This is a genomic window from Micromonospora sp. NPDC048947, assembly GCF_040649495.1.
Classification (GTDB): domain Bacteria; phylum Actinomycetota; class Actinomycetes; order Mycobacteriales; family Micromonosporaceae; genus Micromonospora; species Micromonospora alfalfae.
The window spans coordinates 42,283-68,314 of record NZ_JBEZFO010000016.1 but is presented as its reverse complement, the minus strand read 5'-3'; the positions used below and the strand labels follow the sequence as shown (position 1 = coordinate 68,314).

25 protein-coding genes are annotated in these 26,032 nt (G+C 68.2%); 14 read left to right on the top strand and 11 right to left on the bottom strand.

Features of this window, described 5'->3' with window-relative positions; all coding sequences use genetic code 11:
- Nucleotides 1–44: 44 nt before the first annotated feature.
- Nucleotides 45–1,328, top strand: coding sequence for a citrate synthase (locus AB0B98_RS22505; protein WP_238672068.1), 1,284 nt, complete (start codon nucleotides 45–47; stop codon nucleotides 1,326–1,328).
- A 288-nt stretch (nucleotides 1,329–1,616) separates the two neighbouring features.
- Here AB0B98_RS22505 and AB0B98_RS22500 read toward each other — a convergent pair whose 3' ends face one another.
- Nucleotides 1,617–2,261 (bottom strand): maleylpyruvate isomerase N-terminal domain-containing protein, encoded by a 645-nt coding sequence (locus AB0B98_RS22500; RefSeq protein ID WP_357365035.1) that lies wholly within the window; start codon nucleotides 2,259–2,261, stop codon nucleotides 1,617–1,619.
- A gap of 207 nt (nucleotides 2,262–2,468) precedes the next feature.
- Nucleotides 2,469–3,908, bottom strand: coding sequence for a glycosyltransferase family 4 protein (locus tag AB0B98_RS22495; RefSeq protein ID WP_357365033.1), 1,440 nt, complete (start codon nucleotides 3,906–3,908; stop codon nucleotides 2,469–2,471).
- 316 nt (nucleotides 3,909–4,224) lie between these two features.
- Between AB0B98_RS22495 and glgX the strand changes: the two genes are divergently transcribed.
- The 3 genes from glgX to treZ are packed head-to-tail and all read left to right on the top strand — an operon-like array spanning nucleotide 4,225 to nucleotide 10,371.
- On the top strand, nucleotides 4,225–6,342 hold the full coding sequence (gene glgX / locus AB0B98_RS22490; RefSeq protein ID WP_357365031.1) for a glycogen debranching protein GlgX: 2,118 nt from the start codon (nucleotides 4,225–4,227) through the stop codon (nucleotides 6,340–6,342).
- 1 nt (nucleotide 6,343) lies between these two features.
- On the top strand, nucleotides 6,344–8,650 hold the full coding sequence (treY, locus tag AB0B98_RS22485; protein WP_357365029.1) for a malto-oligosyltrehalose synthase: 2,307 nt from the start codon (nucleotides 6,344–6,346) through the stop codon (nucleotides 8,648–8,650).
- On the top strand, nucleotides 8,647–10,371 hold the full coding sequence (gene treZ, locus AB0B98_RS22480) for a malto-oligosyltrehalose trehalohydrolase (RefSeq protein WP_357365027.1): 1,725 nt from the start codon (nucleotides 8,647–8,649) through the stop codon (nucleotides 10,369–10,371). The genes treY and treZ overlap by 4 nt, the downstream gene beginning before the upstream one ends.
- Before the next feature lie 284 nt (nucleotides 10,372–10,655).
- Here treZ and AB0B98_RS22475 read toward each other — a convergent pair whose 3' ends face one another.
- Entirely contained in the window at nucleotides 10,656–12,125 is a 1,470-nt protein-coding gene (locus tag AB0B98_RS22475) for a protein kinase (protein ID WP_357365025.1), read from the bottom strand.
- A 536-nt stretch (nucleotides 12,126–12,661) separates the two neighbouring features.
- On the opposite strand from AB0B98_RS22475, the gene AB0B98_RS22470 reads away from it, so the two are divergent.
- The 6 genes from AB0B98_RS22470 (at nucleotide 12,662) to AB0B98_RS22445 (ending at nucleotide 18,235) form a co-directional block, all read left to right on the top strand.
- Entirely contained in the window at nucleotides 12,662–13,852 is a 1,191-nt protein-coding gene (locus AB0B98_RS22470; RefSeq protein WP_357365023.1) for a helix-turn-helix domain-containing protein, read from the top strand.
- 125 nt (nucleotides 13,853–13,977) lie between these two features.
- Complete coding sequence (locus AB0B98_RS22465; RefSeq protein ID WP_357365021.1) at nucleotides 13,978–14,139, top strand: hypothetical protein; 162 nt, start codon at nucleotides 13,978–13,980, stop codon at nucleotides 14,137–14,139.
- Between the two features lie 349 nt (nucleotides 14,140–14,488).
- The gene (locus AB0B98_RS22460) at nucleotides 14,489–14,890 is read left to right on the top strand and encodes a hypothetical protein (protein WP_357365019.1); all 402 of its coding nucleotides are present in this window, start codon (nucleotides 14,489–14,491) and stop codon (nucleotides 14,888–14,890) included.
- 623 nt (nucleotides 14,891–15,513) lie between these two features.
- Complete coding sequence (locus AB0B98_RS22455; RefSeq protein WP_357365196.1) at nucleotides 15,514–16,704, top strand: helix-turn-helix domain-containing protein; 1,191 nt, start codon at nucleotides 15,514–15,516, stop codon at nucleotides 16,702–16,704.
- Between the two features lie 126 nt (nucleotides 16,705–16,830).
- A complete protein-coding gene (locus AB0B98_RS22450; protein WP_357365017.1) occupies nucleotides 16,831–16,992 on the top strand; it encodes a hypothetical protein in 162 nt (53 codons plus the stop codon).
- On the top strand, nucleotides 16,979–18,235 hold the full coding sequence (locus AB0B98_RS22445; RefSeq protein WP_357365016.1) for a helix-turn-helix domain-containing protein: 1,257 nt from the start codon (nucleotides 16,979–16,981) through the stop codon (nucleotides 18,233–18,235). The genes AB0B98_RS22450 and AB0B98_RS22445 overlap by 14 nt, the downstream gene beginning before the upstream one ends.
- Nucleotides 18,236–18,427: 192 nt before the next feature.
- Here the strand turns inward: AB0B98_RS22445 and AB0B98_RS22440 are convergent, their stop codons facing one another.
- On the bottom strand, nucleotides 18,428–19,081 hold the full coding sequence (locus tag AB0B98_RS22440) for a hypothetical protein (protein WP_357365014.1): 654 nt from the start codon (nucleotides 19,079–19,081) through the stop codon (nucleotides 18,428–18,430).
- A gap of 196 nt (nucleotides 19,082–19,277) precedes the next feature.
- On the opposite strand from AB0B98_RS22440, the gene AB0B98_RS22435 reads away from it, so the two are divergent.
- A complete protein-coding gene (locus tag AB0B98_RS22435; protein WP_357365012.1) occupies nucleotides 19,278–19,619 on the top strand; it encodes a GlsB/YeaQ/YmgE family stress response membrane protein in 342 nt (113 codons plus the stop codon).
- A gap of 42 nt (nucleotides 19,620–19,661) precedes the next feature.
- Here AB0B98_RS22435 and AB0B98_RS22430 read toward each other — a convergent pair whose 3' ends face one another.
- Nucleotides 19,662–20,051, bottom strand: coding sequence for a hypothetical protein (locus tag AB0B98_RS22430; RefSeq protein WP_357365010.1), 390 nt, complete (start codon nucleotides 20,049–20,051; stop codon nucleotides 19,662–19,664).
- Nucleotides 20,052–20,130: 79 nt separating this feature from the next.
- On the opposite strand from AB0B98_RS22430, the gene AB0B98_RS22425 reads away from it, so the two are divergent.
- Nucleotides 20,131–20,463 carry a hypothetical protein gene (locus AB0B98_RS22425; protein ID WP_357365007.1) on the top strand — a complete coding sequence of 111 codons (333 nt, stop codon included), beginning with the start codon at nucleotides 20,131–20,133 and terminating at the stop codon, nucleotides 20,461–20,463.
- Between the two features lie 209 nt (nucleotides 20,464–20,672).
- On the opposite strand, the gene AB0B98_RS22420 is transcribed toward AB0B98_RS22425, so the two are convergent.
- From AB0B98_RS22420 to AB0B98_RS22400, 5 genes are all read right to left on the bottom strand, one after another.
- Nucleotides 20,673–21,095 carry a hypothetical protein gene (locus AB0B98_RS22420; protein ID WP_357365005.1) on the bottom strand — a complete coding sequence of 141 codons (423 nt, stop codon included), beginning with the start codon at nucleotides 21,093–21,095 and terminating at the stop codon, nucleotides 20,673–20,675.
- A gap of 11 nt (nucleotides 21,096–21,106) precedes the next feature.
- Complete coding sequence (locus AB0B98_RS22415; RefSeq protein ID WP_357365003.1) at nucleotides 21,107–21,364, bottom strand: hypothetical protein; 258 nt, start codon at nucleotides 21,362–21,364, stop codon at nucleotides 21,107–21,109.
- Nucleotides 21,364–21,741 carry a DUF2089 domain-containing protein gene (locus AB0B98_RS22410; protein ID WP_357365001.1) on the bottom strand — a complete coding sequence of 126 codons (378 nt, stop codon included), beginning with the start codon at nucleotides 21,739–21,741 and terminating at the stop codon, nucleotides 21,364–21,366. Before AB0B98_RS22410 ends, AB0B98_RS22415 begins: the two co-directional genes overlap by 1 nt.
- 290 nt (nucleotides 21,742–22,031) lie before the next feature.
- A complete protein-coding gene (locus AB0B98_RS22405) occupies nucleotides 22,032–22,916 on the bottom strand; it encodes a S41 family peptidase (RefSeq protein ID WP_357365000.1) in 885 nt (294 codons plus the stop codon).
- 56 nt (nucleotides 22,917–22,972) lie between these two features.
- Nucleotides 22,973–23,638 (bottom strand): TetR family transcriptional regulator, encoded by a 666-nt coding sequence (locus tag AB0B98_RS22400; protein WP_357364999.1) that lies wholly within the window; start codon nucleotides 23,636–23,638, stop codon nucleotides 22,973–22,975.
- A 102-nt stretch (nucleotides 23,639–23,740) separates the two neighbouring features.
- On the opposite strand from AB0B98_RS22400, the gene AB0B98_RS22395 reads away from it, so the two are divergent.
- Nucleotides 23,741–24,655 (top strand): SDR family NAD(P)-dependent oxidoreductase, encoded by a 915-nt coding sequence (locus AB0B98_RS22395; protein ID WP_357364997.1) that lies wholly within the window; start codon nucleotides 23,741–23,743, stop codon nucleotides 24,653–24,655.
- Between the two features lie 115 nt (nucleotides 24,656–24,770).
- Here the strand turns inward: AB0B98_RS22395 and AB0B98_RS22390 are convergent, their stop codons facing one another.
- Nucleotides 24,771–25,445 (bottom strand): winged helix-turn-helix transcriptional regulator, encoded by a 675-nt coding sequence (locus AB0B98_RS22390; protein WP_357364995.1) that lies wholly within the window; start codon nucleotides 25,443–25,445, stop codon nucleotides 24,771–24,773.
- A 75-nt stretch (nucleotides 25,446–25,520) separates the two neighbouring features.
- Between AB0B98_RS22390 and AB0B98_RS22385 the strand changes: the two genes are divergently transcribed.
- Nucleotides 25,521–26,021 carry a pyridoxamine 5'-phosphate oxidase family protein gene (locus AB0B98_RS22385; RefSeq protein ID WP_357364993.1) on the top strand — a complete coding sequence of 167 codons (501 nt, stop codon included), beginning with the start codon at nucleotides 25,521–25,523 and terminating at the stop codon, nucleotides 26,019–26,021.
- Nucleotides 26,022–26,032: the final 11 nt, after the last annotated feature.

Sequence of the window (26,032 nt, the reverse complement as noted above, 5' to 3'; positions counted from 1 at the left end):
CGAAGGCAATTCAACGTAGATCTGCCGGCGAAGCGAGGAACCACATGACGGAAGTCAAGCTCGATCACCCCGGTGGGCAGCTGTCGATGCCGGTACATCCTGCGGTCGAGGGCCCCGCCGGTATCGGGGTGAGCAAGCTGCTGAAGGAAACCGGGATGACCACGTACGACCCCGGTTTCGTCAACACCGCCGCTGCCTCATCCGCGATCACCTACATCGACGGCGACGCGGGCATCCTGCGTTACCGGGGGTACCCGATCGAGCAGCTGGCCGAGAAGTCCTCCTTCCTGGAGGTCTCCTACCTGCTCATCTACGGTGAGCTGCCGACCGAGCAGCAGCTGACCGAGTTCACCGAGTGGATTCGGCGGCACTCGCTGCTGCACGAGGAGATGCGTCGCTTCTTCGACGGCTTCCCCCGGGACGCCCACCCGATGGCGGTGCTCTCGTCCGCGGTGAGCGCCCTGTCCACCTTTTACCAGGACAGCCTGGACCCGTTCGACTCCGAGCACGTGGAGATCTCCACAGTCCGGCTGATGGCGAAGGTTCCCACCATCGCCTCGTACGCGTACAAGAAGTCCATCGGTCAGCCGCTGCTGTACCCGGACAACTCGCTGGGTTACGTGGACAACCTGCTGCGCATGACGTTCGGCGTGCCGGCGGAGCCGTACGAGGTCGACCCGGTGATGTCGAAGGTGCTGGACATGCTCTTCGTCCTGCACGCCGACCACGAGCAGAACTGCTCCACGTCGACCGTCCGCCTGGTCGGCTCCAGCAACGCCAACCTGTTCGCCTCGGTCTCGGCCGGCGTGAACGCGCTGTTCGGCCCGCTGCACGGTGGCGCCAACCAGGCGGTGCTGGAGATGCTCCAGCAGATCCACGCCGGCGACGGCGACGTCCGGTCCTTCGTCCGTAAGGTCAAGGACAAGCAGGACGGCGTCAAGCTGATGGGCTTCGGCCACCGGGTCTACAAGAACTACGACCCGCGGGCGGCGATCGTCAAGAAGGCCGCGCAGGACGTGATGGGCCGGATGGCCAAGCCCGACCCGCTGCTGGACATCGCCATGGAGCTGGAGGAGATCGCCCTCGCCGACGACTTCTTCGTCTCCCGTCGGCTCTACCCGAACGTGGACTTCTACACCGGCCTGATCTACAAGGCCATGGGGTTCCCGACCAAGATGTTCACTGTGCTCTTCGCGCTCGGCCGGCTTCCCGGCTGGATCGCCCAGTGGCGCGAGATGATCAACGACCCGGAGACCAAGATCGGCCGTCCGCGGCAGGTCTACGTCGGCTCCGCCGAGCGGGACTACGTCCCCTTCGGCGAGCGCTGACCCACTCCTCGCTTCACCAGCAGGCCGCCGACCCGCTCGCGGGTCGGCGGCCTGCCGCGTTCCCGTGCGCCGAGCTGTCCCGTCCCCGTCCCGCCCATGATCGACTCGGGCTTCTCTGAAGACGCGGTGTCCGCCGTGCCGGGACACCCCGACTTTCAGGAAGCCGAGTCGATCACGGACGGGGTGACCCCGAGGGCAGGCCCCGAACCCTGGGCAGCGGGCGGCCCCGAGCACCGGGCCCCGGTCCAGGCACCGGGCGGCCCGGGTGGTCGGCGGCGGGGCGGGCGGTCAGAAGGCGGAGATGTTGCGGGCTCGCTCGCTGCGACTCAGCGCGCTGATCAACGCGGACTGGCCGTTGCGGCGCACGGCCAGGCGGACCAGCAGGTCGCGTACGGGGTCGAAGACCTCCGCCGGGAACTCCGGCGTGGGCACGCCGACGCTCACCGCGAGGTCGTCGGAGTGGACCACGATCTCCAGTTGACGGGTGAGCAGGAACTCGCTGCGCGGAAGGGCCCAGCCCTGCCACGGGATCGGCACGACGTCACGGGCGGCACCCCGGGAGAGCAGGTCGCCGACCTCCTCCAGCGCCTGGGCGGAACGCACGTGCAGGTCGGCCGGCCCGCGTGCGGCGTCGGCCTCGTCGGGGCCGGAGGCGACAGTGTCCTTGTCCGGGGACCCCTCGGACACCCAGGCGGCCCGCTCGTAATGGTTGTCGGCCGACTCCAACACCGGCAGGTCGGTCGGCATCGGCAGCAGCTCCGCCGCACGGACCGCCTGCCGCCCCAGGTGGCACGCCAGGCCACCAATGGACAGGTGTGGCAGGGCGCTCGGGCTTGACCACTGGTCAATCACCTCGGGGCGTCGGATCAGGTCCAGTGCGATCGAGGCGGCGATCGGGAAGGTGGCATCCAGGGCGTCGACACTGCGAGACATCCGCACATTCTGGCAGGCCCCACCGACCGTCGCCGGGCTGCGCGTCCCGGCCCGACGGCCCGACACCGAGCCGCCCACCCGGTGTCGAGCTACGTGGCGCGCCCCGCACACCATGATCGACTCGGCTTTCCGGAAGTCGCGGGGTCCCGAGCACCGGGACACCCCGACTTCAAGAAGGCCGAGTCGATCAACCGCACACGGCGAGGGTCAGCGCAGGCCGGCGGCGGCGAGCAGGTTGCCCTCGGGGAGCGCCGGGAGGGCCCGACCCTGCGACATCCGCTGCTCGGCGCGCTCGGCGGTGTACGCGGCGTCGTGGTGGATGGCGGCGGCGTAGCTGGCGGCGGTGCGTTGGGCGATGGCGGCCCAGCCGTACTGGTCGTGGACCATCCGGCGGGCGCGGCGGGCCATCACGCGGGAGCGGTCGGCGTCCGACAGCAGCGCGTCCACGGCGTCGGTGAGGCTGTCCGGGTCGTCCGGCCGGAAGGTCATTCCGGTGACGCCCGGTTCGACGATCTCGCCGAGGCCACCGGTGGCGGCGACGGCGAGCGGAGCGCCGGCCGCCGCGCCTTCCAGGGCGACCATGCCGAACGGCTCGTAGATGCTCGGCACGGCGAAGCAGTCGGACGCGGCCATCAGCGCCGGCAGGTCGGTGCCGCCCAGGAAGCCCGGCATGCTGACCATCCCGCCCAGACCTCGGCGGTGCACCTCGGCTTCCAGCTCGGCGCGGTACGGGCCGTCGCCGGCGATCACGGCACGCAGCCCGGGGTGCCGCTCACGCAGCCGGGGGAGCGCGGCGATCAGGTGCTGCACGCCCTTCTCGTACACCAGGCGGCCGGCGAAGGTGACCAGCGGGCCGTTCCCGGCGAAGCGGGCGCGGGCGGCGGCCACGGCACGGGCGGGCACCCGCCAGCGGTGCGGCTCCACGCCGTTGGCGACCACGTCGACCCGTCCGGCCGGTACGCCGAACAGCGCGTTCACCTCGTCGCGCATGTACCCGGAGCAGACGATCACCCGGTTGGATTCGCTGCTGAGCCACTGCTCGACGCCGTGGATGGTGCGGTTCATCTCCTCCGGCAGCCAGCCCTGGTGCCGACCGGCCTCGGTGGCGTGGATCGTGCTGACCAGCGGGATGTCCAGGTGGTCACGCAACGTCATCGCCGTGTGGGCGACGAGCCAGTCGTGGGCGTGGATGACGTCGTAGGAGCCGGCCTGGGTGGCGCGCAGCGCGGTGCGGGTGAGGGTGTGGTTGAAGGCCATCGTCCAGGCAAGCAGTGAGCTGGTGGCGAGGGGGAAGGTGACCGGGTCTTCGGGGGCGCGCAGGATGCGTACGCCGTCGGCGTACTCCTCCAGGGGTGCGCCCTCGCAGTGGCGGGTGACGACTGTGACCTCGTGGCCGGCGGCGGCGAGGGCCACCGACAACGCGTGCACGTGTCGACCGAGACCGCCGACGAGCACCGGCGGGTACTCCCAGGACAACATGAGGATGCGGCGGGTCTGCGGGGGAGTCCCGGGGCCGGGCTGCGCCGGCACTGGCGTGCCGGGCTGCGCGGTGGGACCGGCCTGCGCGGGGGGCCGGGAGATCACTGTGGGCCGGTGGGCCCGGTCCTTGGTGGCAGCGAACTGCTCGTCGACCCGCAGGGTCGTCACATCAATCTCCGTCCATGCATGGTGGTACGCGCCGGCGTCAGTGGCGGCGGAGCGAGAGGTGTAAGGGGTGGCCGAGGGCCTGGCGGGACGCGCGCGGACGCTTGCCCCCAAACAAGGAAAGTCCATCGGGACCAAGAACGCACCTCGAAAAGGGTCATCGTGACGGAGGACACCTGAGTGGTGTAGCGCGCATCAGACGGGTGGTTTCCGCCCACCGCCTGAAAGGATGGATTGGCGCGTCCGGGCCGGGGGCACTACCTGCGTGCGCGCGGGCGATCTCGGCCGGTGCGCACATAACCATGGTCTAAGGAGCGACATGCAGGTCTGGCCGGGCGAGCGGTACCCCCTGGGCGCCACCTACGACGGGATGGGCACCAACTTCGCCATCTTCTCCGAGGTGGCCGAGCGGATCGAGCTGTGCCTCTTCGACGAGTGGGACACCGGCGCGGAGCGCCGCGTCGAGCTGCGCGAGGTGGACGCCTACGTGTGGCACGCGTACCTGCCGGGCATCGAGCCGGGCCAGCGCTACGGCTACCGGGTGTACGGCCCGTACGATCCGGCGAACGGGTTGCGCTGCAACCCGCACAAGCTGCTGATCGACCCGTACGCCAAGGCCATCGACGGTGACGTGGCGTGGGACCCGGCGGTCTACGACTATGACCTGAACGAGCCGGAGCGGATGTCGGAGACCGACTCGGCGCCGTTCATGCCGAAGTCCGTGGTGGTCAACCCGTACTTCGACTGGGGCAACGACAAGCCACCGCGCACCCCTTACCACCACTCGGTGATCTACGAGGCGCACGTGCGCGGGCTGACCATGCGGCACCCGGACATCCCGGAGGAGCTGCGCGGCACGTACGCGGCCATCGCCTCCCCGCCGATGATCGACTATCTGACCCGGCTCGGGGTGACGGCGATCGAGCTGATGCCGGTGCACCAGTTCATCCACGACAACCGCCTCGTCGACCTGGGGCTGCGCAACTACTGGGGTTACAACACCATCGGCTTCTTCGCCCCGCACCACGGCTACTCCGCGCTGGGCCGGACCGGCCAGCAGGTGCAGGAGTTCCGGGGCATGGTGAAGGCGCTGCACGCGGCCGGCATCGAGGTCATCCTCGACGTGGTCTACAACCACACCGCCGAGGGCAACCACCTCGGCCCGACGCTGAGCTTCAAGGGCGTGGACGCTCCGAGCTACTACCGGCTCAGCGAGGAGGACCGGCGCTACTTCGTCGACTACACCGGCACCGGCAACAGCCTCAACGTGCGCAGCCCGCACTCACTGCAACTGATCATGGATTCGCTGCGGTACTGGGTGACCGAGATGCACGTCGACGGCTTCCGGTTCGACCTGGCGGCCACCCTGGCCCGCGAGTTCTACGAGGTGGACCGGCTGTCCACCTTCTTCGAGGTGGTGCAGCAGGACCCGGTGGTCAGCCGGGTGAAGCTCATCGCCGAGCCGTGGGACGTCGGCCCCGGCGGCTACCAGGTGGGCAACTTCCCGCCGCTGTGGACGGAGTGGAACGGCAAGTACCGCGACACGGTGCGGGACTTCTGGCGCGGTGAGCCGGCCACCCTCGCCGAGTTCGCGTCCCGCATCTCCGGTTCCGCCGACCTCTACCAGGACGACGGCCGCCGACCGTTCCACAGCATCAACTTCGTCACTGTGCACGACGGGTTCACCCTCAACGATCTGGTGTCCTACAACGACAAGCACAACGAGGCCAACGGCGAGGAAAATCGCGACGGCGAGAGCCACAACCGGTCCTGGAACTGCGGGGTCGAGGGCGACACCGACGACGAGGCGGTCCTCGCCCTGCGGGCCAAGCAGCGGCGCAACTTCCTGGCCACGCTGATGCTGTCGCAGGGCGTGCCGATGATCGGTCACGGTGACGAGCTGGGCCGCACCCAGCACGGCAACAACAACGTCTACTGCCAGGACAGCGAGCTGGCCTGGGTCGACTGGGACAACGTCGACGAGCATCTGCTGGAGTTCGTGCAGACGCTCACCGCGTTCCGCAAACGCCACCAGGTGTTCCGGCGTCGCCGGTTCTTCACCGGTCTGCCGGTGAACGGGCGCGGCATCGACGAGCCGCTGCCCGACCTGGCCTGGCACACCCCGGACGGGCGGGAGATGACCGGTGAGGACTGGGGCAACGACTTCGGCCGCTCGGTGGCGCTCTTCGTCAACGGCGAGGGCATCCGCGAACGAGGCCAGTACGGGCAGAAGCACCACGACGCGTCGTTCCTGCTCTGCTTCAACGCCCACGACGCGCCGCTGGACTTCACCATCCCCGGCAGCGAGTACGGCCAGAAGTGGGAACGGGTGATCAGCACCGCCGAACCCGAGCCTGGCGACGCCACGGTGATCAGCGCGGGCGGCACCATCCGGGTGCCGGACCGCTCCCTCGTCGTGTTGGAGAGGACGATCTGACATGCCGGCCACCCCTCCCACTTCCACCTACCGCATCCAGGTCCGCCCCGGCTTCGACCTGGACGCCACCGCGGCGATCGTCGACTACCTGGACGACCTCGGCGTCACCCACCTCTACACCGCCCCGCTGCTGACCGCCACGCCCGGCTCCCAGCACGGCTACGACGTGGTCGACCACCGGGCCGTCAACCCGGAGCTGGGCGGGGAGGCCGCCCGGCAGCGGCTGCTGCGCGCGCTACGCGACAGGCAGCTCGGTCTGGTCGTCGACATCGTGCCCAACCACGCCGGAGTCGCCGTCCCGGCCGCCAACCCCGCCTGGTGGGACGTGCTGCGCCGGGGGCGCGACTCGGCGTACGCCGACTGGTTCGACATCGACTGGGACCGGGGCCGGCTGCTGCTGCCGGTGCTGGCCGACGACGAGGCAGCCCTCGACGACCTCAAGCTTGTCGACGGGGAGCTGCGCTACCACGAGCACCGCTTCCCGATCGCCGACGGCACCGGCGATGGCACCGCCGCCGAGGTGCACGACCGGCAGCACTACGAGCTGGTCTCCTGGCGGCGCGGCGACGCCGAGCTGACGTACCGCCGGTTCTTCGCCATCGCGGGCCTGGCGGGTCTGCGCGTGGAGGACCCGGCGGTCTTCGCCGCCACCCACGAGCTGATCCTGCGCTGGGCCGCCGCCGGGGAGGTCGATGGCATCCGCGTCGACCACCCGGACGGCCTGCGCGACCCGGCCGGCTACCTGGCCCGGCTGCGGGCCGCCGCCCCTGACGCCTGGCTGGTGGTGGAGAAGATCCTTGAGTACGGCGAGGAGCTGCCGGACTGGCCGGTGGACGGCACCACCGGTTACGACGCCCTGGCCATGGCCGGTGGGCTCTTCATCGACATCGACGCCGAGGGCGACTTCACGGTGCTGGACACCCAGCTTGCCGGCCGGCGTACCTCCTGGGAGAACCTGACCCACACCACCAAGCTGGCCGCCGCCACCCAACTGCTCGCCGCCGAGCTGACCCGGCTGGCCGCCCTCGCCCCCGAGGTGCCCACCGAGCGGGCCCGCGCGGCGCTCGCCGAGCTGGCCGCCGCGTTCGACGTCTACCGGGGCTACCCGCCGCACGGCGCCCGGCACCTCGCCGCCGCCCGCTCCGAGGCCGGCCGCCGCCGCCCCGACCTGGCCGCGGCCCTGGACGCGATCACCCGACGGCTGCGCAACCCCGACGACGAGCTGGCCATGCGGTTCCCCCAGCTCACCGGCGCGGTGATGGCCAAGGGCGTGGAGGACACCGCGTTCTACCGCTGGACCCGGTTCGTGGCGCTCAACGAGGTAGGCGACAGCCCCACCCGCTTCGGGGTGCCACCGGCGGAGTTCCACCGCTTCGCCGCCGCCCAACAGGTCCGCTGGCCGGCCAGCATGACCACCCTCTCCACCCACGACACCAAACGCGGCGAGGACGTCCGCGCCCGGCTCGCCGTGCTCAGCGAGCTGCCGGGCCGGTGGGCCGAGCAGGTCAAGACCTGGATGGAGTACGCCCCGCTGCCCGACCCGGCGTTCGCCCACCTGCTCTGGCAGACCGCCGTCGGCGCGTGGCCGATCGAACGGGAGCGGCTGCACGCGTACGTCGAGAAGGCCGCCCGGGAGGCCGGGGCCTCGACCAGTTGGGCGGACCCCGACCCGGTCTTCGAGCAGGCGCTGCACGACGTGGTCGACCTGATGTACGACGACCCGAGCCTGCACGACGAGCTGACCGAACTCGCCGCCGCCATCGCCCCGGCCGGCTGGTGCAACTCCCTCGGGCAGAAGCTCATCCAGCTCACCATGCCCGGGGTGCCGGACACCTACCAGGGCACCGAGCTGTGGGACAACTCCCTGGTCGACCCGGACAACCGCCGCCCTGTCGACTTCGACGTACGCCGAGAGTTGCTGGCACGCATCGACGGCGGCTGGCGTCCCCCGGTCGACACCGACGGAGCGGCGAAGCTGCTCGTCGTGTCGCGGACCCTGCGGCTGCGGCGGGCGCACCCGGAGCTGTTCACCACCTACCGGCCGGTCCCGGCGCAGGGGCCGGTGAGCCGGCACGCGGTGGCCTTCGACCGGGGCGGGGTGATCGCCGTGGCGACCCGACTCCCGCTCGGCCTGGCACGTGTCGGCGGGTGGTGCGACACAGCCCTGTCACTTCCCGTTCACGAGATGAAGGACCTGTTCACCGGCCGGGTCTACAGTGGCGGAGAGACGCCGCTGGACACCCTCCTGGCCGATTACCCCGTCGCTCTGCTGGCTCCTCCCACCGCTGCCGAGGAGGCCGTTTCATGACCGAATTCTCCGTCTGGGCACCGGACGCCACCCGGGTGCGGCTGCGCCTGGCCGGCGACACCGACCACGAGATGCGCGCCGCCGCCGACGGGTGGTGGCGGGTCGAGGTGCCCGACGCCGGCCTCGACTACTCCTTTCTGCTGAACGACGACGAAACCCCACTGCCCGACCCCCGGTCACCGTGGCAGCCTGCGGGAGTGCACGGGCCGAGCCGCCGCTACGACCATTCCGCGTTCCAGTGGACCGATTCCTCGTGGACGGGCCGGCAGCTGCCCGGCAGCATCCTCTACGAGCTGCACATCGGCACCTTCACCCCGGACGGCACCTTCGACGCGGCCATCGACCGCCTCGACCACCTGGTCTCGCTGGGCGTCGACCTGATCGAACTGCTCCCGGTCAACGCCTTCAACGGCGAACACAACTGGGGGTACGACGGCGTCTGCTGGTACGCCCCACACGAGCCCTACGGCGGCCCCGACGGCCTGAAACGGTTCGTCGACGCCGCCCACGCGCGCGGGATGGGGGTGATCCTCGACGTTGTCTACAACCATTTCGGGCCCTCCGGGGCCTACGCGCCGCAGTTCGGGCCCTACCTCGCCGAGCAGAGCAACAGTTGGGGCCGCTCGGTCAACCTGGACGGCCCGCACTCCGACGAGGTACGCCGCTACATCATCGACAGCGTCCTCATGTGGCTGCGCGACTACCACGTCGACGGACTACGCCTGGACGCCGTGCACGCCCTTCACGACTCGCGGGCCGTCCCCATCTTGGAAGAGCTGGCGGTTTCCGTCGAGTCGCTGTCGACGCACCTGGGGCGGCCGTTGTCGCTGATCGCCGAGTCGGACCTCAACGACCCGCGGCTGATCACGCCTCGGGAGGCGGGTGGGTTCGGGCTGCACGCCCAGTGGAACGACGACGCCCACCACGCGCTGCACACGTTGCTGACGGGGGAGCGGCAGGGCTACTACGGCGACTTCGGCTCTCTGGAGACGCTGTCGGACGTGCTGACGGGTGGGTTCTTCCACGCGGGAACCTGGTCGAGCTTCCGTAACCGTCACCACGGGCGGCCGCTAGATTCGCGGGTGCCTGGGCATCGGCTTGTCGCTTACCTCCAGAACCACGATCAGATCGGGAACCGGGCTACCGGAGATCGGATCTCTGTTTCGTTGTCGCCTGCGTTGCTGCGGGTTGGGGCTGTGTTGCTGCTGACCGCGCCGTTCACTCCCATGCTGTTCATGGGGGAGGAGTGGGCGGCCTCCACGCCCTGGCAGTTCTTCACCTCGCACCCGGAGCCGGAGTTGGCTTCCGCGGTGCGGACCGGGCGGCGGCGGGAGTTCGCCTCGCACGGGTGGCCAGAAGGGGACGTGCCCGACCCGCAGGACCCGGAGACGTTCGTACGGTCGCGGTTGGACTGGGCCGAGCTGGACAAGCCCGAGCATGCCTCGATGTTGTCGTTCTACCAGCGGCTGATCGCCCTGCGTCGGTCTTCTTCGGACCTGTCCGATCCACGGATGCACGAGGTGTCAGTGCAGCACGGGGACCAGTTCCTGGTGATGCGGCGGGGGGACACGCTCGTCGTGGCGAACTTCGCCGGGAGGGGGCAGGGTGTGTCGCTGCCTGGGGTGGCGCGGCGGGTGCTGCTGGCTACGGGGGAGGGGGTCACGGTGATGCGGGACAGGATCGAGCTTCCGGCGGAGACTGCGGCGATCGTGGCGCTCTGACATCGATGCCAGTTGCCTGAGGGGATGCACGCGGAGTGCGGCAGAAGCAGACGGCGGGCGGTCGTGGGCGTAACGACCACAAATAGATTCCCAGTCGGCTGATTACGCCGGCCAGGGCTGTGACTTGGGACGTTCATATAACCGAAGAGCGCCATGGCCAAAGGTGAGGGTAAGGGTTAGGCGGCCGAAGGATCTCAGCCTACGGCCACCTGCGGAGTGCCGCATTCCATTAAGATCGTGCCCGCATGGAACATGACGCCCTCACAGAAGGGCTGGACATTCGGTTACCGTTGCACTTCTTCAGCAAATCGGTCGCCTGTCAACTCCTCCAGAAAGTCTTGCGCCATTCCCTCCCCTGCCCGCGCCGAATCGAGCGCAAACTGATTGATTGATTCAAGTGTGCCTGACAATGCAAGGTTGTATGATTCACTCATATGGGCAATTTCTTGATAGTGTCGATGGAAGATGCCTCTACCGCCTCCAGCCGGAGTTCTCATAGGAACCCTGTAAAGGCGCACATTTCCGCTGGTCTCCTCCAGGACAAAGACGGCCAATTGGAGCTCATTGGGGGTGTCGGTGATCTCAGGACGCATCGACAGCAAGGCGCCATAAGTTGAACCAGGACTGGCTCGGTTCATCGCTGGAGAGTCTAGATAGGCGAATGCCTCATTGATGTCGAACATGTCCGCCAAATCTTTCGAGAATGGGCGGGCTCGGAAAATGGCATACCCGTTTAGGTTTAGATTTATCTCGGCCAGAAAGTCGGACAACGAACCGCAGAATGCTGTCGACAACTCTTCGCCAGCGCGCTCCCGGCGGAGCGCGTTCCTGGTGGCCGCCTCTGCGTTAGCTCTAGCCTCAGGGATGCGTGCGCTAGCGCCGAGTTGCCGGGATATCGAAAGCGCTCTGTCCCGTCTAGTCGATGCGCTGCCCTTCTCGGCATCAATTCCCATCGCAGCCGTTGCTGCGCCTCCCGGGTCGCCTCGAAGGACAGGTACTATACGGTTCCAGTCCGTGAAGCGCACGCGTGGATCAGGATTTAGCATTGCCTCGAATAGCAGATCAAGCGGTTCAAGATCTGAGCGCCTCATGACATTTGAGAGGCGATTATCCGCGGATAGTTGGTTTTCGCGGGAAAGTGCATGTTTTCCGGTTATAACGGACCAGCATAGCTTCGCGAAGGCATAGCAATCCGCCGGCCTCTGATCGACCTCATTGTTAATCCCGTCTGCGTTCTCTGGGGCAATGTAGTTCCTGGGTCCCACCGCTTCGTATTGATCCGTCCAACGCTCGTCGCCGAGCGCAATGCATAGTCCAAAATCCGCTACTAAGGGCCGCCCGTCGTTGTTGATCAGGATGTTTCCTGGCTTAATATCACGGTGGGCCATGCCCCTCTCATGGATTAGTGCGAGAATTTCAGCTATTTCAACAAGAAGCGCCCTCGACCTTTCGATAGGCAGTGCGGAATCTCGTGACGACAGGCCGTCGAGGGAGCCGTTCTCATACCAGGGCATGGCGAACCATGGCTTATCTGCATTAAGGTCGCTAAACATCACAGGCGGAACGGCTATGCCAGCTCGAAAAAGGACTTCCATGGCTCGGACTTCACGCGAAAAACGATTCGCACGAGCCGGGTTCTTTAGTCGCTTAAGCGCGTATTCTGCTGGATCATCTGGACGGACAACCTTATACACGTGGGCCTGTCCGCCCTCGGCCTGATTTCCATTCAGCCGCCATGGTTTAGGTAACGTCATCTCTGCAACTCCTACTAGTCATAACCTTGTATCTCAGCCGTATCCTGCCTTCAGGAGTGCCGAGTGGATGCTTGGGTTCATCTCGCCGCCGAACATTAGCAAAAACTTGAGGAGCCTCCGAGATTGCAACCCTGAGGAGAAGCGCCAACAGTCAGAGGGCCGAGCATGGACCATCGTGGGCCGAGCGTCTGCCTCCGAAGGTCCCCGAGATCGTTACAATGGATGCCGCATCCGGTCCTACCTCGCACAGCACATATACCTGACGGAGACGCTTCCGAATGCTCGCAGGCGCGACGGCCCCTCATCGGCCAGATCCGGGTGCCACGGGCATGCGGGCTCCGTTCTGCTCGCGCAGGCCGCGAGGCAACCGTGGTCGGCGCCGACCGGTGCCCTGCAGTGGGACTGACCGGGGTGACGCCTCTCGGGGCACTCGACGCCATCACTCGGACGCTATGTCGGTGTACCGTCCAGGGTGCGGGGATAGCAGTTCGCGGTGACTGGCTGTCCCGGTCCTCTACCTGGGGGTTCGCGAAATCATGGTGACGAAGCCAGACACCATCGGTGCCAGGATCCGGTACTGGCGGATGCGTCGTGGGGGGATGACTCAGGCCGTCTTGGCGGGGCTCGCTGGTGTCACCCAGTCGTACGTGTCGCAGGTCGAGTCTGGTCGGAAGACCATCGACCGTCGCTCCACTCTGGTGGCTCTTGCTGCCGCACTTCAGGTCACGGTGGCCGACCTGCTCGGTCAAGGCACAGAGTCCGGCGACCCGGCCCGTGAGAGCGCCGCCGAGTACGTGCCGGCGATCTGGTCGGCCCTGATCGAGATCGAGGACGGCGAGCGCCGCCCGTCGACCTACACAACGGAGCGCCTGGCCGCCGAAATTGGCCGTGCCGAACGGCTCCGCACGTCCTCCAACTATCCAGCAATGGCTCGTTTGCTCCCCGGCCTGCTGCTTGAAGCCGCCGCCGTAGGCGGCACCGTGCTCGTCCAGGTGGCCTACCAGACCGCCACCTGCCTGCGGAATCTCGGCTACCGCCACCTGGCCCTCAACGCCGCCCGGCTCGCTGGGGCGGTCGCCGAAGACGCCGAAGACCCGGCGTGGATTGCTGCCTCCCGCTTTGCCTATGCGCAGAGCCTGCCCATCGAATCCGCATCAGTGGCGGCCCGTGCAGCCGACCGGTCACTGATCGAGCTGCAAGCCGACGCTGCCGATGAGCGTGTGCGACAGATGCTCGGACAACTACATCTCTCGGCCGCGTTGACGTCGACGGTGAGCGGTCGTCTAGACGTGGCACGCGATCACCTTGCCGAGGCGGCCCGCGAGGCGGCGACGCTTGGGGATCCAGCCGACGGCGCTGGCTTCAACGGCTGCGGATTCGGACCGACAAACGTTGGGCTGTGGGAGATGTCCATCGCAGCCGAGCAGGGCGAATCCGGCCGGGTCATCGAACTGTCTCGGACGGTCCGGCCGCAGGTGCTCGCAGCGTCGATCCGCCAACAGTCTTACTGGCTCGATCTCGGTCGTGCCCTGGCGGACAGCGGTCGCCGGGATGCTGAAGCGCTCGTTGCATTCGTGCAGGCCGAGCGGGCGGCGCCGATCCCGTTCGCCATCAACCCGCTCGCCCGCGACGCCGTGGTGACCCTCGCTCAGCGCGCCCAGCGCCGAGCCATCCCCGACGAGTTGCGCCTGCTCGCCGGCCGTATCGGCATTAACCTGGCCGCATAACTGCAAGTAATCACGGCATCACCAATCGACCCTACTGTCCGGTTTGGGACGTGAACGCGTCCTGATGGTCCAGCGCGGCAACGATCGATCCTGAGCTGCTGGGCCTCCATCGGAGGAGGCGGGGATTGAGCGGTCGGGACGACAACGCTCCGGAAAACAACAGTGAGGCGGCCGAGCGGGAGGCTGCCAAGCAGCGGCTCCTGGCGCAGGCCGAGGCGGAGCGCGTACCCGTGGAGGACACGACCCGCGCGGTCCCGGACCGGCGGTGGCGGCGTGACCAACGATGACGTCCCGATTGGCCGCCGGGTGGCGAGCTGGCGGGTTCGGCGGTCGATGACGCAGCAGATGCTTGCCGACCGGTTGCGCAGGTCGAAGAGCTGGTGGACAAGATCGAGCGGGGCGCCGTCGGGTGAGAGCACGGTCGGCTCCACTGTGGGCGGTGATCGGATGCGGGCAGGCCGTGGTGCCATCCGACGGATATCACTCTGAAACTACCTCAATCGTCATCAGACTCAGGTGGACGCCAGCTTCCGAGTGACCCGCCCGGACTACGTCGTTTCAGGTGGTTGACCTGTCAATTTTCCACCGGTAGTTTAAATCCACAACGACAGACATCTATCTAAGAGCAGGTGAACCGTGCTGTTGAAATCCATCGCCACCGCCACCGCCATCGCCATCACCGCGTCCGTCGCAGGCGCGCTGGCCACCGCCCCCGCCTCGGCGGCAGCACCCGGAGTGTCGGTACAAGGCGCGGGGTCCGGGAACTGCCCGCAGGGCATGCTCTGCATCTGGCCCAACTGGAATCACCCGCCGCAGGGTCCCGTGGAGACGCCGTCTCTGACGACCAACAGCGAGTGGACCGGCAGCATCCAGGGATTCAACTTCTACAACGGCACAGGCCGCGACGCCGTGATATCCGGGTTCATGCTCGGCTCGTCGATTCCCTTCAAGAACTGCGCTCCTGCCGGCGGGACCGGGGGCGACCTGTATATACCGGTCAACGTGACGAAGGTGACTTGGCAGCTGACCCCCTGCTGATCCTCCACTGGGCCTTTCCGAGTAGTGGCTTGGAGTAGCTGGCTCGATCAGCGGTCCGGACGCGCCCGGATTCGTTGCCCGCAGAACCCCGTATGAAGGTGGTCCTTCCCGGGATCACCGTCATCGAGGTTCTGCGTCGCTATGAGTGTCGTGGGCAATCGCCGACAACGGCCTCGTCGTGGGCTCCACCACCGATTCTCGACTGCGCCCAGCGAGTTGGACCGACTGCTGAGAAGGCCGGCACCAGGGGCGAGCGCGCTGAACCATCAAGCGGAGCAGCGCTCGAGCGATTTCTCATTCAAATGACAGCGCTTGTCGAGGCGCGTGGTGTATTGCCTGCGAACGACGACGAGCAACCTTCCGTGGTGATGATCGGATGCCGGTCATCGGCGGATTCGGGGGCCGTGCGGGCACCGGTACTAGGCACTCGGCTGGCTCGTTCAGGTCATCCGGCAAACCCTAGCCAACTCTGACAATTGAGTTGGGCCAAGTGCAGATGAGCCTGCGACGCCTCTCGGGGCATTCAGCGGCATCACTTGGCTGCTGTCGGTGTACCGTCCAAACGTGCGGGATAGCATGGCGTGGCCGCTGACCTGGTCCTCTACCTGGGGGTGGGTGTAGGCATGGTGACGAAGCCGGACACCATTGGGGCCAGGATCCGGTACTGGCGGATGCGCCGGGGCGGCATGACGCTGGCCGTCCTCGCCGGCCTCGCTGGTGTCACCCAGTCGTACGTGTCGCAGGTCGAGTCTGGTCGGAAGACCATTGACCGGCGTTCCACTCTGGTTGCTCTCGCTGCCGCGCTCCAGGTCACGGTCGCCGACCTGCTTGGCCAGGGCACCGAGTCCGGCGACCCGGCCCGTGAGAGCGCCGCCGAGTGCGTGCCGGCGATCTGGTCGGCCCTGATCGAGATCGAGGACGGCGAGCGCCGCCCGTCGACCTACACAACGGAACGCCTGACGGCCGAGATCGCACGAGCCGATCAGCTCCGCAATTCGTGTAACTACCCGGCTATGGCGCGGGCGCTTCCGGGCCTGCTGCTCGAAGCCGCCGCCGTGGGCGGGACGACGCTCGCTCAGGTCGCCTACCTTGCCTCTACCTGCATTCGACACCTCGGCTACCGCCACCTGGCCCTCAACGCCGCTCGGGTATCCGTGGCCGCTGCTGAGGACGTCGAAGATCGAGCGTGGCTCGGCGCATCTCGGTTCGTGTACGCGCAGAGCCTGCCGATCGAATCCGCGCGCTTAGCGGCCGCATCCGTTGACCGGTCACTAGTGGAGCTACAGGGAGATGCCTCCGACATCCGGGTGCGCCAGATGCTCGGCCAGCTCCACCTCATGGCTGCGCTCGCCTCTACCGTGGATGGACGTTCCGATGCGGCCCAGGATCACCTTGCAGAGGCCGCTCGCGAAGCCGAGAGCCTGGGAGATCCAGCCGACGGAGGCGGCTTCAACGGGTGCTGCTTCGGGCCGACCAACGTCGGACTTTGGAAGATGTCCATCGCGGCAGAGCAGGGCGAGTCCGGCAAGGTGATCGAGCTGTCCCGGACGATCCGACCGCAGGTGCTCAAGGCATCGAACCGCCAACTGTCCTACTGGCTCGACATCGGACGAGCGCTGGCGGACGGCGGCCGTCGGGACGCCGAAGCTCTCGCCGCGTTCGTGCAGGCCGAAAGGGCGGCACCCATCCCGTTCGCCATCAACCCCCTCGCCCGCGACGCCGTGGTGACCCTGGCCCAGCGCGCCCAGCGCCGAGCCATCCCCGACGAGTTGCGCCTGCTCGCCGGCCGCATCGGCATCAACCTGGCCGCATAACTGCCAGTAATCACCGCATCACTAACCCGCCCTTACTGTCCGGTTTGGGACGTGAGCACGTCCTGATGGTCCAGCGCAGCAACGGGTCGATCCTGAGCTGCTGGGCCTTCATCGGAGGAGGCGGGGATGAGCGGTCGGGACGACAACGCTCCGGAGAACAACACTGAGGCGGCCGAGCGGGAGGCTGCCAAACGGCGGCTCCTGGCCCAGGCCGAGGCGGAGCGCGTACCCGTTAACGACACGACCTGCGCGGTCCCGGACCGGCGGTGGCGGCGTGACCAACGATGACGTGCCGATCGGTCGCCGGGTGGCGAGCTGGCGGGTGCGGCGGTCGATGACGCAGCAGATGCTGGCCGATCGGCTGCGCAGGTCGAAGAGTTGGGTGGACAAGGTCGAGCGGGGTGCCCGCCCCCTGGACCGGTACTCGGTGATCCAGGAGTTGGCCCACGTCCTGCGGGTGGACCCGGTGGTGCTGCTCGGCCAGCCGCGGAGCACCCCGGCGGGCACGCCGGTCGGGGTGGACGACATCCGGGCCGCGCTCGCCCGCTATGACATTCCGCAGGCTCCACCGCAGACGGACGAGCTGAGACGGCAGGTCGGGCATGCCTGGTTGACCTATCAGCACGCGCACTACGGGCAGTTGGTGCGTCTGCTGCCGGGTCTGCTCGACGCCGCCCAGGGGGCGCGGTCACCCGACTTGCTGGTGCAGGCGTACCGGATCACCTCATCGCTGCTGGTCAAGCTCGGCGAGGCCGATCTCGCCTGGCTGGCCGCCGACCGGGCGATGACCGCCTCCGGCGACGACAGGCTCCTCGCGGCGGCAGCAACCATCGAGGTAGCCCAGGCGCTCCGCGCGCAAAACCGCGACCGCCTGGCCCTAACCGCGCTGCTCCCCACCGCCAACCGCGTCCTCCCACAGTTAGCCAACCCCGGTGATCAAGAGGTTTGCGGGCTCTTTGGCGATCAAAATTGCCCGAAACCTCTTGATCACGGGAGCGGGAGCGGGAGCGGGAGCGGGGGTGATGGGCAGGGCGAGCACCGGGGGAGGGCGGTGGGTGGGACGTTGCTGGTGCAGGCCGCGCTCGCTGCCGCCGGCTGTGGCGAGCACCGCCGCGCCGACGAGCTGCCCGACCGGGCCGCAAGCATCGCCGCCAGCCTGAGGGGGTACGACGACACGCACCGCACCAGCTTCGGGCCGGTCGCCGTTGAGCTGGCGCGGGTGCTCGTGGCGGCACAGCGAGGTGACGCCGCCGAGGCGTTGCGAAGGCACTCGACAGTGGTGCGGCGGGAGGGGTGGCGGCGGTTGCCGGCCGAGTATCGGGGAGCGTATTTGGTCGACGTCGCTCGGGCGTACCTCCAGGTGGGTGACCTGCGTGGGGCGGCACGCGCGTTGGTCGACGCGGACAGTGTCGCGCCGGCTGAGGTTCGGTGCCGGCTGTTGGCGCGTACGGTGATCGCCGATGTTGCCCGCGGGCGGCCGGCGCCGGCCGGTGTGGCGCGACTGGCGACGCTGGTCGGCCTCACCCGCTGACGGCCGCCGGCGTCGCGCCCACGTGCCCAGGTCAGGAGCCGACGTGCTTGCCGATCAGGTGCCTGACGAACTGGCGGCAGGCCATCGGGGGGCCTTGACCCACCGGGCGTCGCGCCGACGACGCGCGCGCTCGAACTCGGCGAATCCGACAGCCAGCCGCTGCGACGCGAGAAGACGACGTCCCTCATGCGATCACGACCACCGTTCGCATTCGGCGTCGAGGCGTGGGTCGCTGCGCACCCAGACCTCGCCCCCGGCGGCATCGGCCGGGGCGTCGACCCGTTCGAGACCGAGGAACTCGATCAACGTGAGCAGTTCGGCTTGTTCGGCCCGGTCGTCGTCGATGTCATGCGAGTCGAAGAAGATGTAGTACTGGTCGGTCGGGTCGACGTAGCCGGAATCCGCCCAGATCCGGCCCACCTCGTCGATCGCCGCCGCCTCCGTCGTGAAGGTGGCGGCGCGGGCGGCACCCCGGATCTCCGGTGCCGCGTCGAGGTCGGCGAGGTCGGAGAACCACTGGCCGAAGTGGTCGAGGCCGGCGTACCCGTTCTCGAAGAACAGCATCGCGCTCGGAAGGTAGCGGTTGGGTCTGTCGACCCGGAGGTGTTCCGACCGAGGGTGGTCCGCGTCAGTGATCCGGGAAATCACTCCCAGGCTGGGCATGAGGACCAAACTCTGCCTCGCCGCTTCGTCGGTGACGGTGTAGGTGTCGGACTCCCGGCCCCGGAAGAACGCGGAGAACACCACGTAGGCCTCCTGAGGATCGCCCACCGAGACATGGTGATCGTTGCCGTCACCGACGGCGAAGACGAACTGCTTCGGGCCGGGTTTGTAGGGGCGGGCCATGTGCGTCCTCCGCTCAGGTGTCAAAGCTCCGGCAGCGTAGTGGATCAGAGCGACATTCCCGCGGCCCTGATCGTCGGTGTGCTGCGCGCGAGCGACCATCCGCCGGCAGGCCCTGAAGCGGACCGCGACCGGGACGGGGTTTCCGGGAACGTGAGATTCGGGCATGTATCTGGGCACTGCTGGAGGGGAGACGGCAATGCTGGTAACTGGTTATCTCGGCGCGGTGCTCATCGGCGCCCTCGTCGGCCTGCTCGGACGACTCATCCTGCCGGGAAGGCAACGGATCGGTGTCGTCGCCACGTTCGTCATCGGCGTCGGCTCGGCGGTGCTGGGCACAGTGGTCGCCAGGGCGCTCGGCATCGACGACGGAGCCGGCGTCCAGGTGTGGGTGCTGCGCTGGGACTGGGTGGTGCTCGCGATCCAGGTCGGCCTCGCGATCATCGCCGTGGCGCTGGCGAACATGCTCACCTTCACCCGGCTAGCCGGCGGTGACGACAAGCCCCGTCGGCGGGTCCGTCGCAGCCAGGCCAAGAGCTGACCAGCCGAACCATGTCAGGTAGTCCACCGGTTTGTACGGTGGTCAGGAAGCTGTCGTCCGCGCCCTACGCCGGGCGAGTGCGTCGCGGATGGCGAACACGACGAGGGCGAACGGCACGAAGACCCAGAGCTGAAGCACTGTGTACCGGCGCAGTTCCCGGTCGGTGTCGACGCCAGCAAGTTCGACGTCGAGGGCACCGGGCCGCATCAGCGCGAGCGCGTACAGGGACAGTGGCGCGTAGTTGAGACCCGCGCCGACCAACCACAAGCCGAATGCTCGGGTGCCGAAACCGTTCGCTGACGCCAGCAGCCAGCAGCCCCACGTCACCATCAGCACCACGCCGACGAGGAACTCGGCCAGAATGATCCGCCGTCGGCGCGTGGTTCCTCGGCTGCCGTACATGTCGATGGCCGCCAGGCGACGAACGTTCATCGGATCGATGATGCCATCGGCGGGCAACCTGAGATCGTGGCTCGGGGCGGCCTGGCCAGGCCGCCGTTAGGATGCGGGAATGGGCAGGTTTCTTGCGCTCTTCAACGGCGCGGCTGATGAGGTCGGCAAGGCCGAACTCACCGAACAGCAGCAGACCGAGTTCATCAACGCCTGGGCGTCGTGGGCGCAGGCCAACGAGAAGGCCATCGTCGACCCCGGCGCTCCACTGAACGCGAAGAAGCTGGTCACCGCGCAGGGTGTCGAGGACTTCACCGACGCTCTGACCGGCTACACCATTGTCGAAGCGGGCTCGCACGACGAGGCTGTACAGATCTTCTCCGGGCACCCGCACCTGGGGCTGTTCGTCGGCAACTCGATCGCGGTCCTGGAGTGCCCGCCCCCGCCTGGCTGATCCGCGTCTTCACGCACCACGATCCGCGCACCATCGGGGGTGTCTCACGGCAACCAGCGGAGGGACCACCCGTCCGAGTGGTACCTCCGCTGGTTGCCGGTCAGTGGCTAGACTTCAGGTTGGCAGTTCACCTGTGCTCTGCTGCGGCGGGCGCAGCCTCGGGAGGGTGTTCCAGCACCCTCTCGAGGGGCCGTCCCATCGGACGACGCCTATTCGCAGAAGACCCGCACTGTGGCATCGGGGGAGTCCACCTCCACCGTCACGTCGTCGAGGTGCTCCACGAGCGCCTCCAACTGCTCGGGCTTGAGCTGCGTCAGGTCGATCGGCACACCCGAGTCGCTGAGTGAGGCGTTGGCCTTGACCAGGGCCTGCGGCGGGACCAGCGCCGCCAGCCGTACGCCGGCTCGCAGCAGTTGCAGTGGCACCCGCACGTTGACCCGCGACGGCTCGCCGTTGTCGGTGGCGTCCACCACCACCCGCAGGTATTTCACCTTGCCCTTCGGCTTGGCGTCGTGGCCTGCCACCGCCGGTGCCTGGTCCCGTTCGAGGGCGGCGATGAGCTGCTCCGCCTCCTCCGCGGTGATCGTGCCGGCGGCCAGCATGTCGAGGATGTCCTTGCGTTGTTCGGTCATGCGAACCTCTCCTATCGGATAGCCACGAACACGGCCGTATGGCCCTGCTCGATGTCGAAGCGGGCGCCGCGCAGCGCGGAGATGACGCGCCAACCAGCGCCGAGTGCCCGCACCACACCGATGTGGAACACCAGGCGGGCCACGATCGCCGCGAGCGCGACCAGGACCACGACCGGAAAGAGCAGGAGCGCCACCGGGAGCACCGGAACCCAGACGCGGATGGGTCGGCGGTCCGGGCGGTTGACCTTGATCGTCACCAGCTGCGGCATCACGGCTGGCCGCCCAGCTCGGTCAACGCCTGCTGTGCGGTGATCTCACCGCGGCGTAACCGGTCGATGATGTCGGCCCGCGACGGCGCCGGGTCGGTCTCGACGAAGTCGAGCATCTGTGTGATCCGGTTGAGACGTGACTTGATCGTCGGGTAGCTCACCCCGAAGATGCGTTCCATCTCCTTGATCGAACCGTGGCTGCGCACGAACGCCGTGACGAAGACCTGGTCCTCGACGTTGAGCTGAGCCAGCTGCGGCAGCTCGAACTCGCCCTCGATCGCGACGCCGTTGCTCGCCAGGCGCACCCGCTCGACGACCAACGGTTGCCCCCGAGTCAGGCTGGTCAGCTCCTGCCAGTCCATCGGCTGTTCTGTCATACCTAAAGTTGTAGCTTAAGAATCCTCAACTTCCAAGAGTGAGACCTTAACTTTCTTAATTCCGACTCCAGGCGCTGCGGGTGATCCACTCGCGTTCACGGAAACCGGGGTGTCCGGGCTCGGCGGACACCCCGGTTTCACGGAACCCGAGTTGATCACGCCGGGCCGGCAGCGAGCCGCGGCGACGTCCCGGCAACGAGCCGCGGCGACGTCCGGGCAGCGAGCCGCGGCGACGTCCCGGGGGTGTGTCGTCGTGCCGTTCTCGGGTGGACGGCCGCCGCCGGGTGTGCCTAGGTGCCCGAGATGGCCTTGAGCGCCGTGTCGAGTGCCTGGTCTGCCGGGACGGGTACGTCCGGGACCACTCCGACGCCCTCCCAGTTGGTGCCGGTGACGCTGTTGATGGTCCGGGCGGTCGGCACTGTCACGAGGATGTGTGCGGTGACCGGGTGACGGGCCGTCGGATGCGCGCCGCCACGCGTCGTCTCACCGACGACCACGGCCCGGCCGTGCGCCTGAAGGGTGTACGCCACGTCCTCGCCCCCGGAGAACGTCATAGCGCTGGTGAGCACGTGGACCGGGCGGTCCGCGTAGCGCGGCGCGGGCAGGTGCGCGGTCGTCCAGAACTGGCGGGTGGCGCCGGTGGACCGCTCGTAGAAGTCGTTGAGGTGCACCTGGTCGTCGCGGAAGAAGTAGCTGCACCACATCGCGGCGCCCTCCGGTGTTCCGCCGGAGCAGGCGCGCAGGTCCAGGATGAGCGCGGAGCTGAGGGCGACCAGTTGCATGGCCGCGCCGATCGCGGCGGCGCCTTCGTCGGCGTACGCGATGCGCCGCACGTCGATGAGTCCGACGTTGCTGTCCAGGTGCTCGACCCGGCGGATTCCCTGGTTCTCCGTCCTGAGGAGCGCGAGGAACGCGGCGCGTCCGCCGTCCTCGTCGGCGGGATCCAGCGACTGCGGTTGGTCCGACCACAGCAGCCGCAGATGTTTGTCCGGACACGCCTGCTGAAGGTGGGCGGTCACCGTCTCGCAGAGCGCCGGCCCGTCCAGGTCGTCGTACTCACCTGCCGCGAGACGACGGCGGATCGCGGCGTCGATGTCCGCGACCTTCTCGGGGAAGACGTACCCGGCCTCGATCCGGTCCAGGGCCTGTCCGATGATCTGTTCGTTTGAGAGCATGGCGGGCCACGGTAGACCGCACCCAGCCTTATGGCCACCGAGTTTCCCGCAACGAATCAGGGGCGCGGCAGCATGCCCACGAGCGACGTGATGATCGCGACCCGCAGGGCTGTCCGCAGGTCGACGTGATGGACGGCGAGCGCCGGTTCGGACTCGTAGACGGCGAGCAGGCTCGGCGGCGGCGAGGTGTAGGCGGACAGTGCGCCAGCCATCATCAGGGCGTTCAGGCAGAACAGTTCGGCGTTGTCGCCGAGCTCCGGCAGGTGCCGCCGGACGAGGTCGGCCATCACCGCGAGGTTGCCCAGTGCGGCCCGTTTGTGCCGGCGGACCGCCTCGACGGAGACGTTGTGTTCGAGCACCCCGCCCTGCGCGCCGAAGAGGTCACAGAGCACCGTGTGGGCGGCGAGCGAGCGGCTGAGCACGTCGGCCGTCTGTTCCGCCCGTTCCGCTGCGGGCCGGCTCAGGTTGACACCGTGGGCCAACTCCTGGTCCAGCTCGGCCAGCCAGGTCGTCGTCCGGTCGTCCAGCAGGTCGAGCAGCACCGCCTCGCGGGACTCGAAATAGCGCAGCACCGCCGTCTTGGCCAGGCCGACCCGACGACTCAGCTCGTTGAGGGTCACCTCGGCCACCGGCATTTCGTCGAGCATCGCCGAGGTCGTCTCCAGGATCGCCCGGCGCCGGACCGCACGCTGCTCCTCGCTGCGCGCCCGCTGGAACGTCATGACGCCAACCCTAGCTTAGGTACCGGCGGTCCCTTGACAGGGTACCGGCGGTACATTACCGTTTCGAGCATAAGTTACCGGCGGTACATTGGGGAGCCTGAGATGAAGTGGACCGAGCAGCAGATTCCGCGCCAGGACGGCCGGGTGGCAGTGGTCACCGGCGCCAACACCGGGCTGGGCTTCGAGACCGCCCGGCGGCTCGCCGAGCGGGGGGCGTCGGTCGTGCTGGCCGTTCGTGACACGGCGAAGGGCAAGCTGGCCGCCGCCCGGATCAACGGCGACGTCTCCGTACAGGAGTTGGATCTGACCTCGCTGGAATCGGTGCGCGCCGCCGCGGCCGACCTGCGCGCCACCCACCAGCGGATCGACCTGCTGATCAACAACGCGGGCGTGATGTACACACCGAAGCAGGCCACCCGCGACGGCTTCGAGATGCAGTTCGGCACCAACCACCTGGGCCACTTCGCGTTCACCGGCCTGCTGCTCGACCTGCTGCTGCCCGTGCCCGGCTCCCGGGTGGTCACGGTCAGCAGCGCCGGCCATCGCATCCGCGCCGCCATCCACTTCGACGACCTTCAGTGGGAGCGTTCCTACGGCCGGGTCGCCGCCTACGGCCAGTCGAAGCTCGCCAATCTGATGTTCACCTACGAGTTGCAGCGCCGGCTCGCTCCGCACGGCACCACCGTCGCGGTGGCCGCGCACCCCGGCGTCTCCAACACCGAACTGGTCCGCAACGCCCCGGCGGTCGTCCGCGCGCCGATCACGTGGCTCGCCCCGGTGATCACCCAGCCCGCGACGGCGGGCGCGCTGCCCACCCTGCGGGCCGCCACCGACCCGTCAGTCCTCGGCGGGCAGTACTACGGCCCCGACGGCCTGGGTGAGGTGCGCGGCTACCCGAGGCTGGTCACCTCCAGCCCCGAGTCGTACGACGTGAGCGTGCAGCAACGCCTCTGGGCTGTCTCGGAAGACCTCACCGGCGTGCGATTCCCGGTGGGTCGGGCAGCCGCGACGGCGTGACAGTGCCGCGTCCCGCTGTCAGCACGATCCACTCGGGTTCACGGAAGTCGGGGTGTCCCGCCGCCAAGGACGCCCCGATTTCACGAAACCCGAGTCGGGGGCGGATCGCCGGTCGTCAGGGCGTGGCGGGCTGGGGTGCGGGGGTGAACGGCGCAAGGAGCAGATCGGTGAGGCGCCGCCGGGCATCCTCGTCACCGCTCATCCGCACCACGCCGGAATCAACCGCCGCCGCCATGGTGATCTCATGGCCACAGACGGCTCGAAGGGTGTCGATGTCGGTGCTGAGCGTCGCGTCGGGGTCGGTCGCCGTGCCGCGCCGGAGCCGCACCGTCTCGTTGGCGACGTCGGCGAGGTACGTGTCGGCGTCGATGTGGAACGCGTAGCTGCCGGCGAGGTCCGAGGCGCGCGCCGGATCGAAGGCCGCCTTGATGCTGAGCAGCAGGGAGTCGACGCCGAGGGGGCCGTCGGGAAGTTGGGGGGACTGGCTTCCCCAGCGCCCGAACTGCAGCAGGATCGGCTCCAGGGCGTGGCCCCATTCGGTCAGCTCGTAGAGGTGCACGCGCGTCGGCGGGCCCAGGTCCCGCCGCCGGACGACGCCGTACTCGGTCAACTGGCGCAGTCGCTGGCTCAGCACGTTCGGGCTCACCCCGGGTAGGCCGCCGAGCAGATCGTTGAACCGCCTCGGGCCGAGCAGTAGGTCGCGTACCACCAGCAGCGCCCACCGCTCGCCGATGATGTCCAGTCCACGTGCGACACCGCACGGATCCCCATAGCTACGCATGCCGACCATGACCATCAGCGTACCCGGATCCTTTTTTAGGAGTATCACTTGTTCTGTAGGAGTTGACCCCCTAGCGTGAGTGGCATGGACCTGCCGCCGCAAGGTGACGTGACGTTGCTGGACACGCCGTTGGCGCAGCGGTTGCTCGCCACGTCCCCGGTGGCGCGCCTCGCCTACACCAGCCGGGACGGAACGCCGCGGCTGATCCCGGTGAACTTCCTGTGGACCGGCGAGGAGTTGGTCGTCGGCGCGTTCGCCGGCACCTACAAGATCCGCGACCTGAGCGCCCGCCCCGACGTGGCGGTCTGCATCGACACCGCGGACGGTCTTCCGGAGGTGCTCATGCTGCGCGGGAGGGTCACACTGGCCGAGGTCGAGGGCGTCCTGCCGGAGTACGCCACCATCCAGCGCGCGGGGATGGGCGACGAGATGGGCGACGCCTACCTGGCGGCGATAGATCAGCCGGGCCTGCGGATGGTCCGGATCGGCCTGCGCCCCACCTGGGTCGGAGTCGTCGACTTCCAGCAGAGGTTCCCGGGCCGGACACCGGAACCCGTCCGAGCCGCGCTCAGCGGCGGCCAGTAGTCGGCACCGCC

Bases quoted from the DNA above. Each gene is read 5' to 3' on its own strand.
- AB0B98_RS22505 (WP_238672068.1), top strand. From the start codon at position 45: ATGACGGAAGTCAAGCTCGATCACCCCGGTGGGCAGCTGTCGATGCCG.
- AB0B98_RS22500 (WP_357365035.1), bottom strand. From the start codon at position 2,261: ATGTCTCGCAGTGTCGACGCCCTGGATGCCACCTTCCCGATCGCCGCC.
- glgX (WP_357365031.1), top strand. From the start codon at position 4,225: ATGCAGGTCTGGCCGGGCGAGCGGTACCCCCTGGGCGCCACCTACGAC.
- treY (WP_357365029.1), top strand. From the start codon at position 6,344: ATGCCGGCCACCCCTCCCACTTCCACCTACCGCATCCAGGTCCGCCCC.
- treZ (WP_357365027.1), top strand. From the start codon at position 8,647: ATGACCGAATTCTCCGTCTGGGCACCGGACGCCACCCGGGTGCGGCTG.
- AB0B98_RS22475 (WP_357365025.1), bottom strand. From the start codon at position 12,125: ATGACGTTACCTAAACCATGGCGGCTGAATGGAAATCAGGCCGAGGGC.
- AB0B98_RS22470 (WP_357365023.1), top strand. From the start codon at position 12,662: ATGGTGACGAAGCCAGACACCATCGGTGCCAGGATCCGGTACTGGCGG.
- AB0B98_RS22455 (WP_357365196.1), top strand. From the start codon at position 15,514: ATGGTGACGAAGCCGGACACCATTGGGGCCAGGATCCGGTACTGGCGG.
- AB0B98_RS22450 (WP_357365017.1), top strand. From the start codon at position 16,831: ATGAGCGGTCGGGACGACAACGCTCCGGAGAACAACACTGAGGCGGCC.
- AB0B98_RS22440 (WP_357365014.1), bottom strand. From the start codon at position 19,081: ATGGCCCGCCCCTACAAACCCGGCCCGAAGCAGTTCGTCTTCGCCGTC.
- AB0B98_RS22435 (WP_357365012.1), top strand. From the start codon at position 19,278: ATGCTGGTAACTGGTTATCTCGGCGCGGTGCTCATCGGCGCCCTCGTC.
- AB0B98_RS22430 (WP_357365010.1), bottom strand. From the start codon at position 20,051: ATGAACGTTCGTCGCCTGGCGGCCATCGACATGTACGGCAGCCGAGGA.
- AB0B98_RS22425 (WP_357365007.1), top strand. From the start codon at position 20,131: ATGGGCAGGTTTCTTGCGCTCTTCAACGGCGCGGCTGATGAGGTCGGC.
- AB0B98_RS22420 (WP_357365005.1), bottom strand. From the start codon at position 21,095: ATGACCGAACAACGCAAGGACATCCTCGACATGCTGGCCGCCGGCACG.
- AB0B98_RS22415 (WP_357365003.1), bottom strand. From the start codon at position 21,364: ATGCCGCAGCTGGTGACGATCAAGGTCAACCGCCCGGACCGCCGACCC.
- AB0B98_RS22410 (WP_357365001.1), bottom strand. From the start codon at position 21,741: ATGACAGAACAGCCGATGGACTGGCAGGAGCTGACCAGCCTGACTCGG.
- AB0B98_RS22405 (WP_357365000.1), bottom strand. From the start codon at position 22,916: ATGCTCTCAAACGAACAGATCATCGGACAGGCCCTGGACCGGATCGAG.
- AB0B98_RS22400 (WP_357364999.1), bottom strand. From the start codon at position 23,638: ATGACGTTCCAGCGGGCGCGCAGCGAGGAGCAGCGTGCGGTCCGGCGC.
- AB0B98_RS22395 (WP_357364997.1), top strand. From the start codon at position 23,741: ATGAAGTGGACCGAGCAGCAGATTCCGCGCCAGGACGGCCGGGTGGCA.
- AB0B98_RS22390 (WP_357364995.1), bottom strand. From the start codon at position 25,445: ATGGTCGGCATGCGTAGCTATGGGGATCCGTGCGGTGTCGCACGTGGA.
- AB0B98_RS22385 (WP_357364993.1), top strand. From the start codon at position 25,521: ATGGACCTGCCGCCGCAAGGTGACGTGACGTTGCTGGACACGCCGTTG.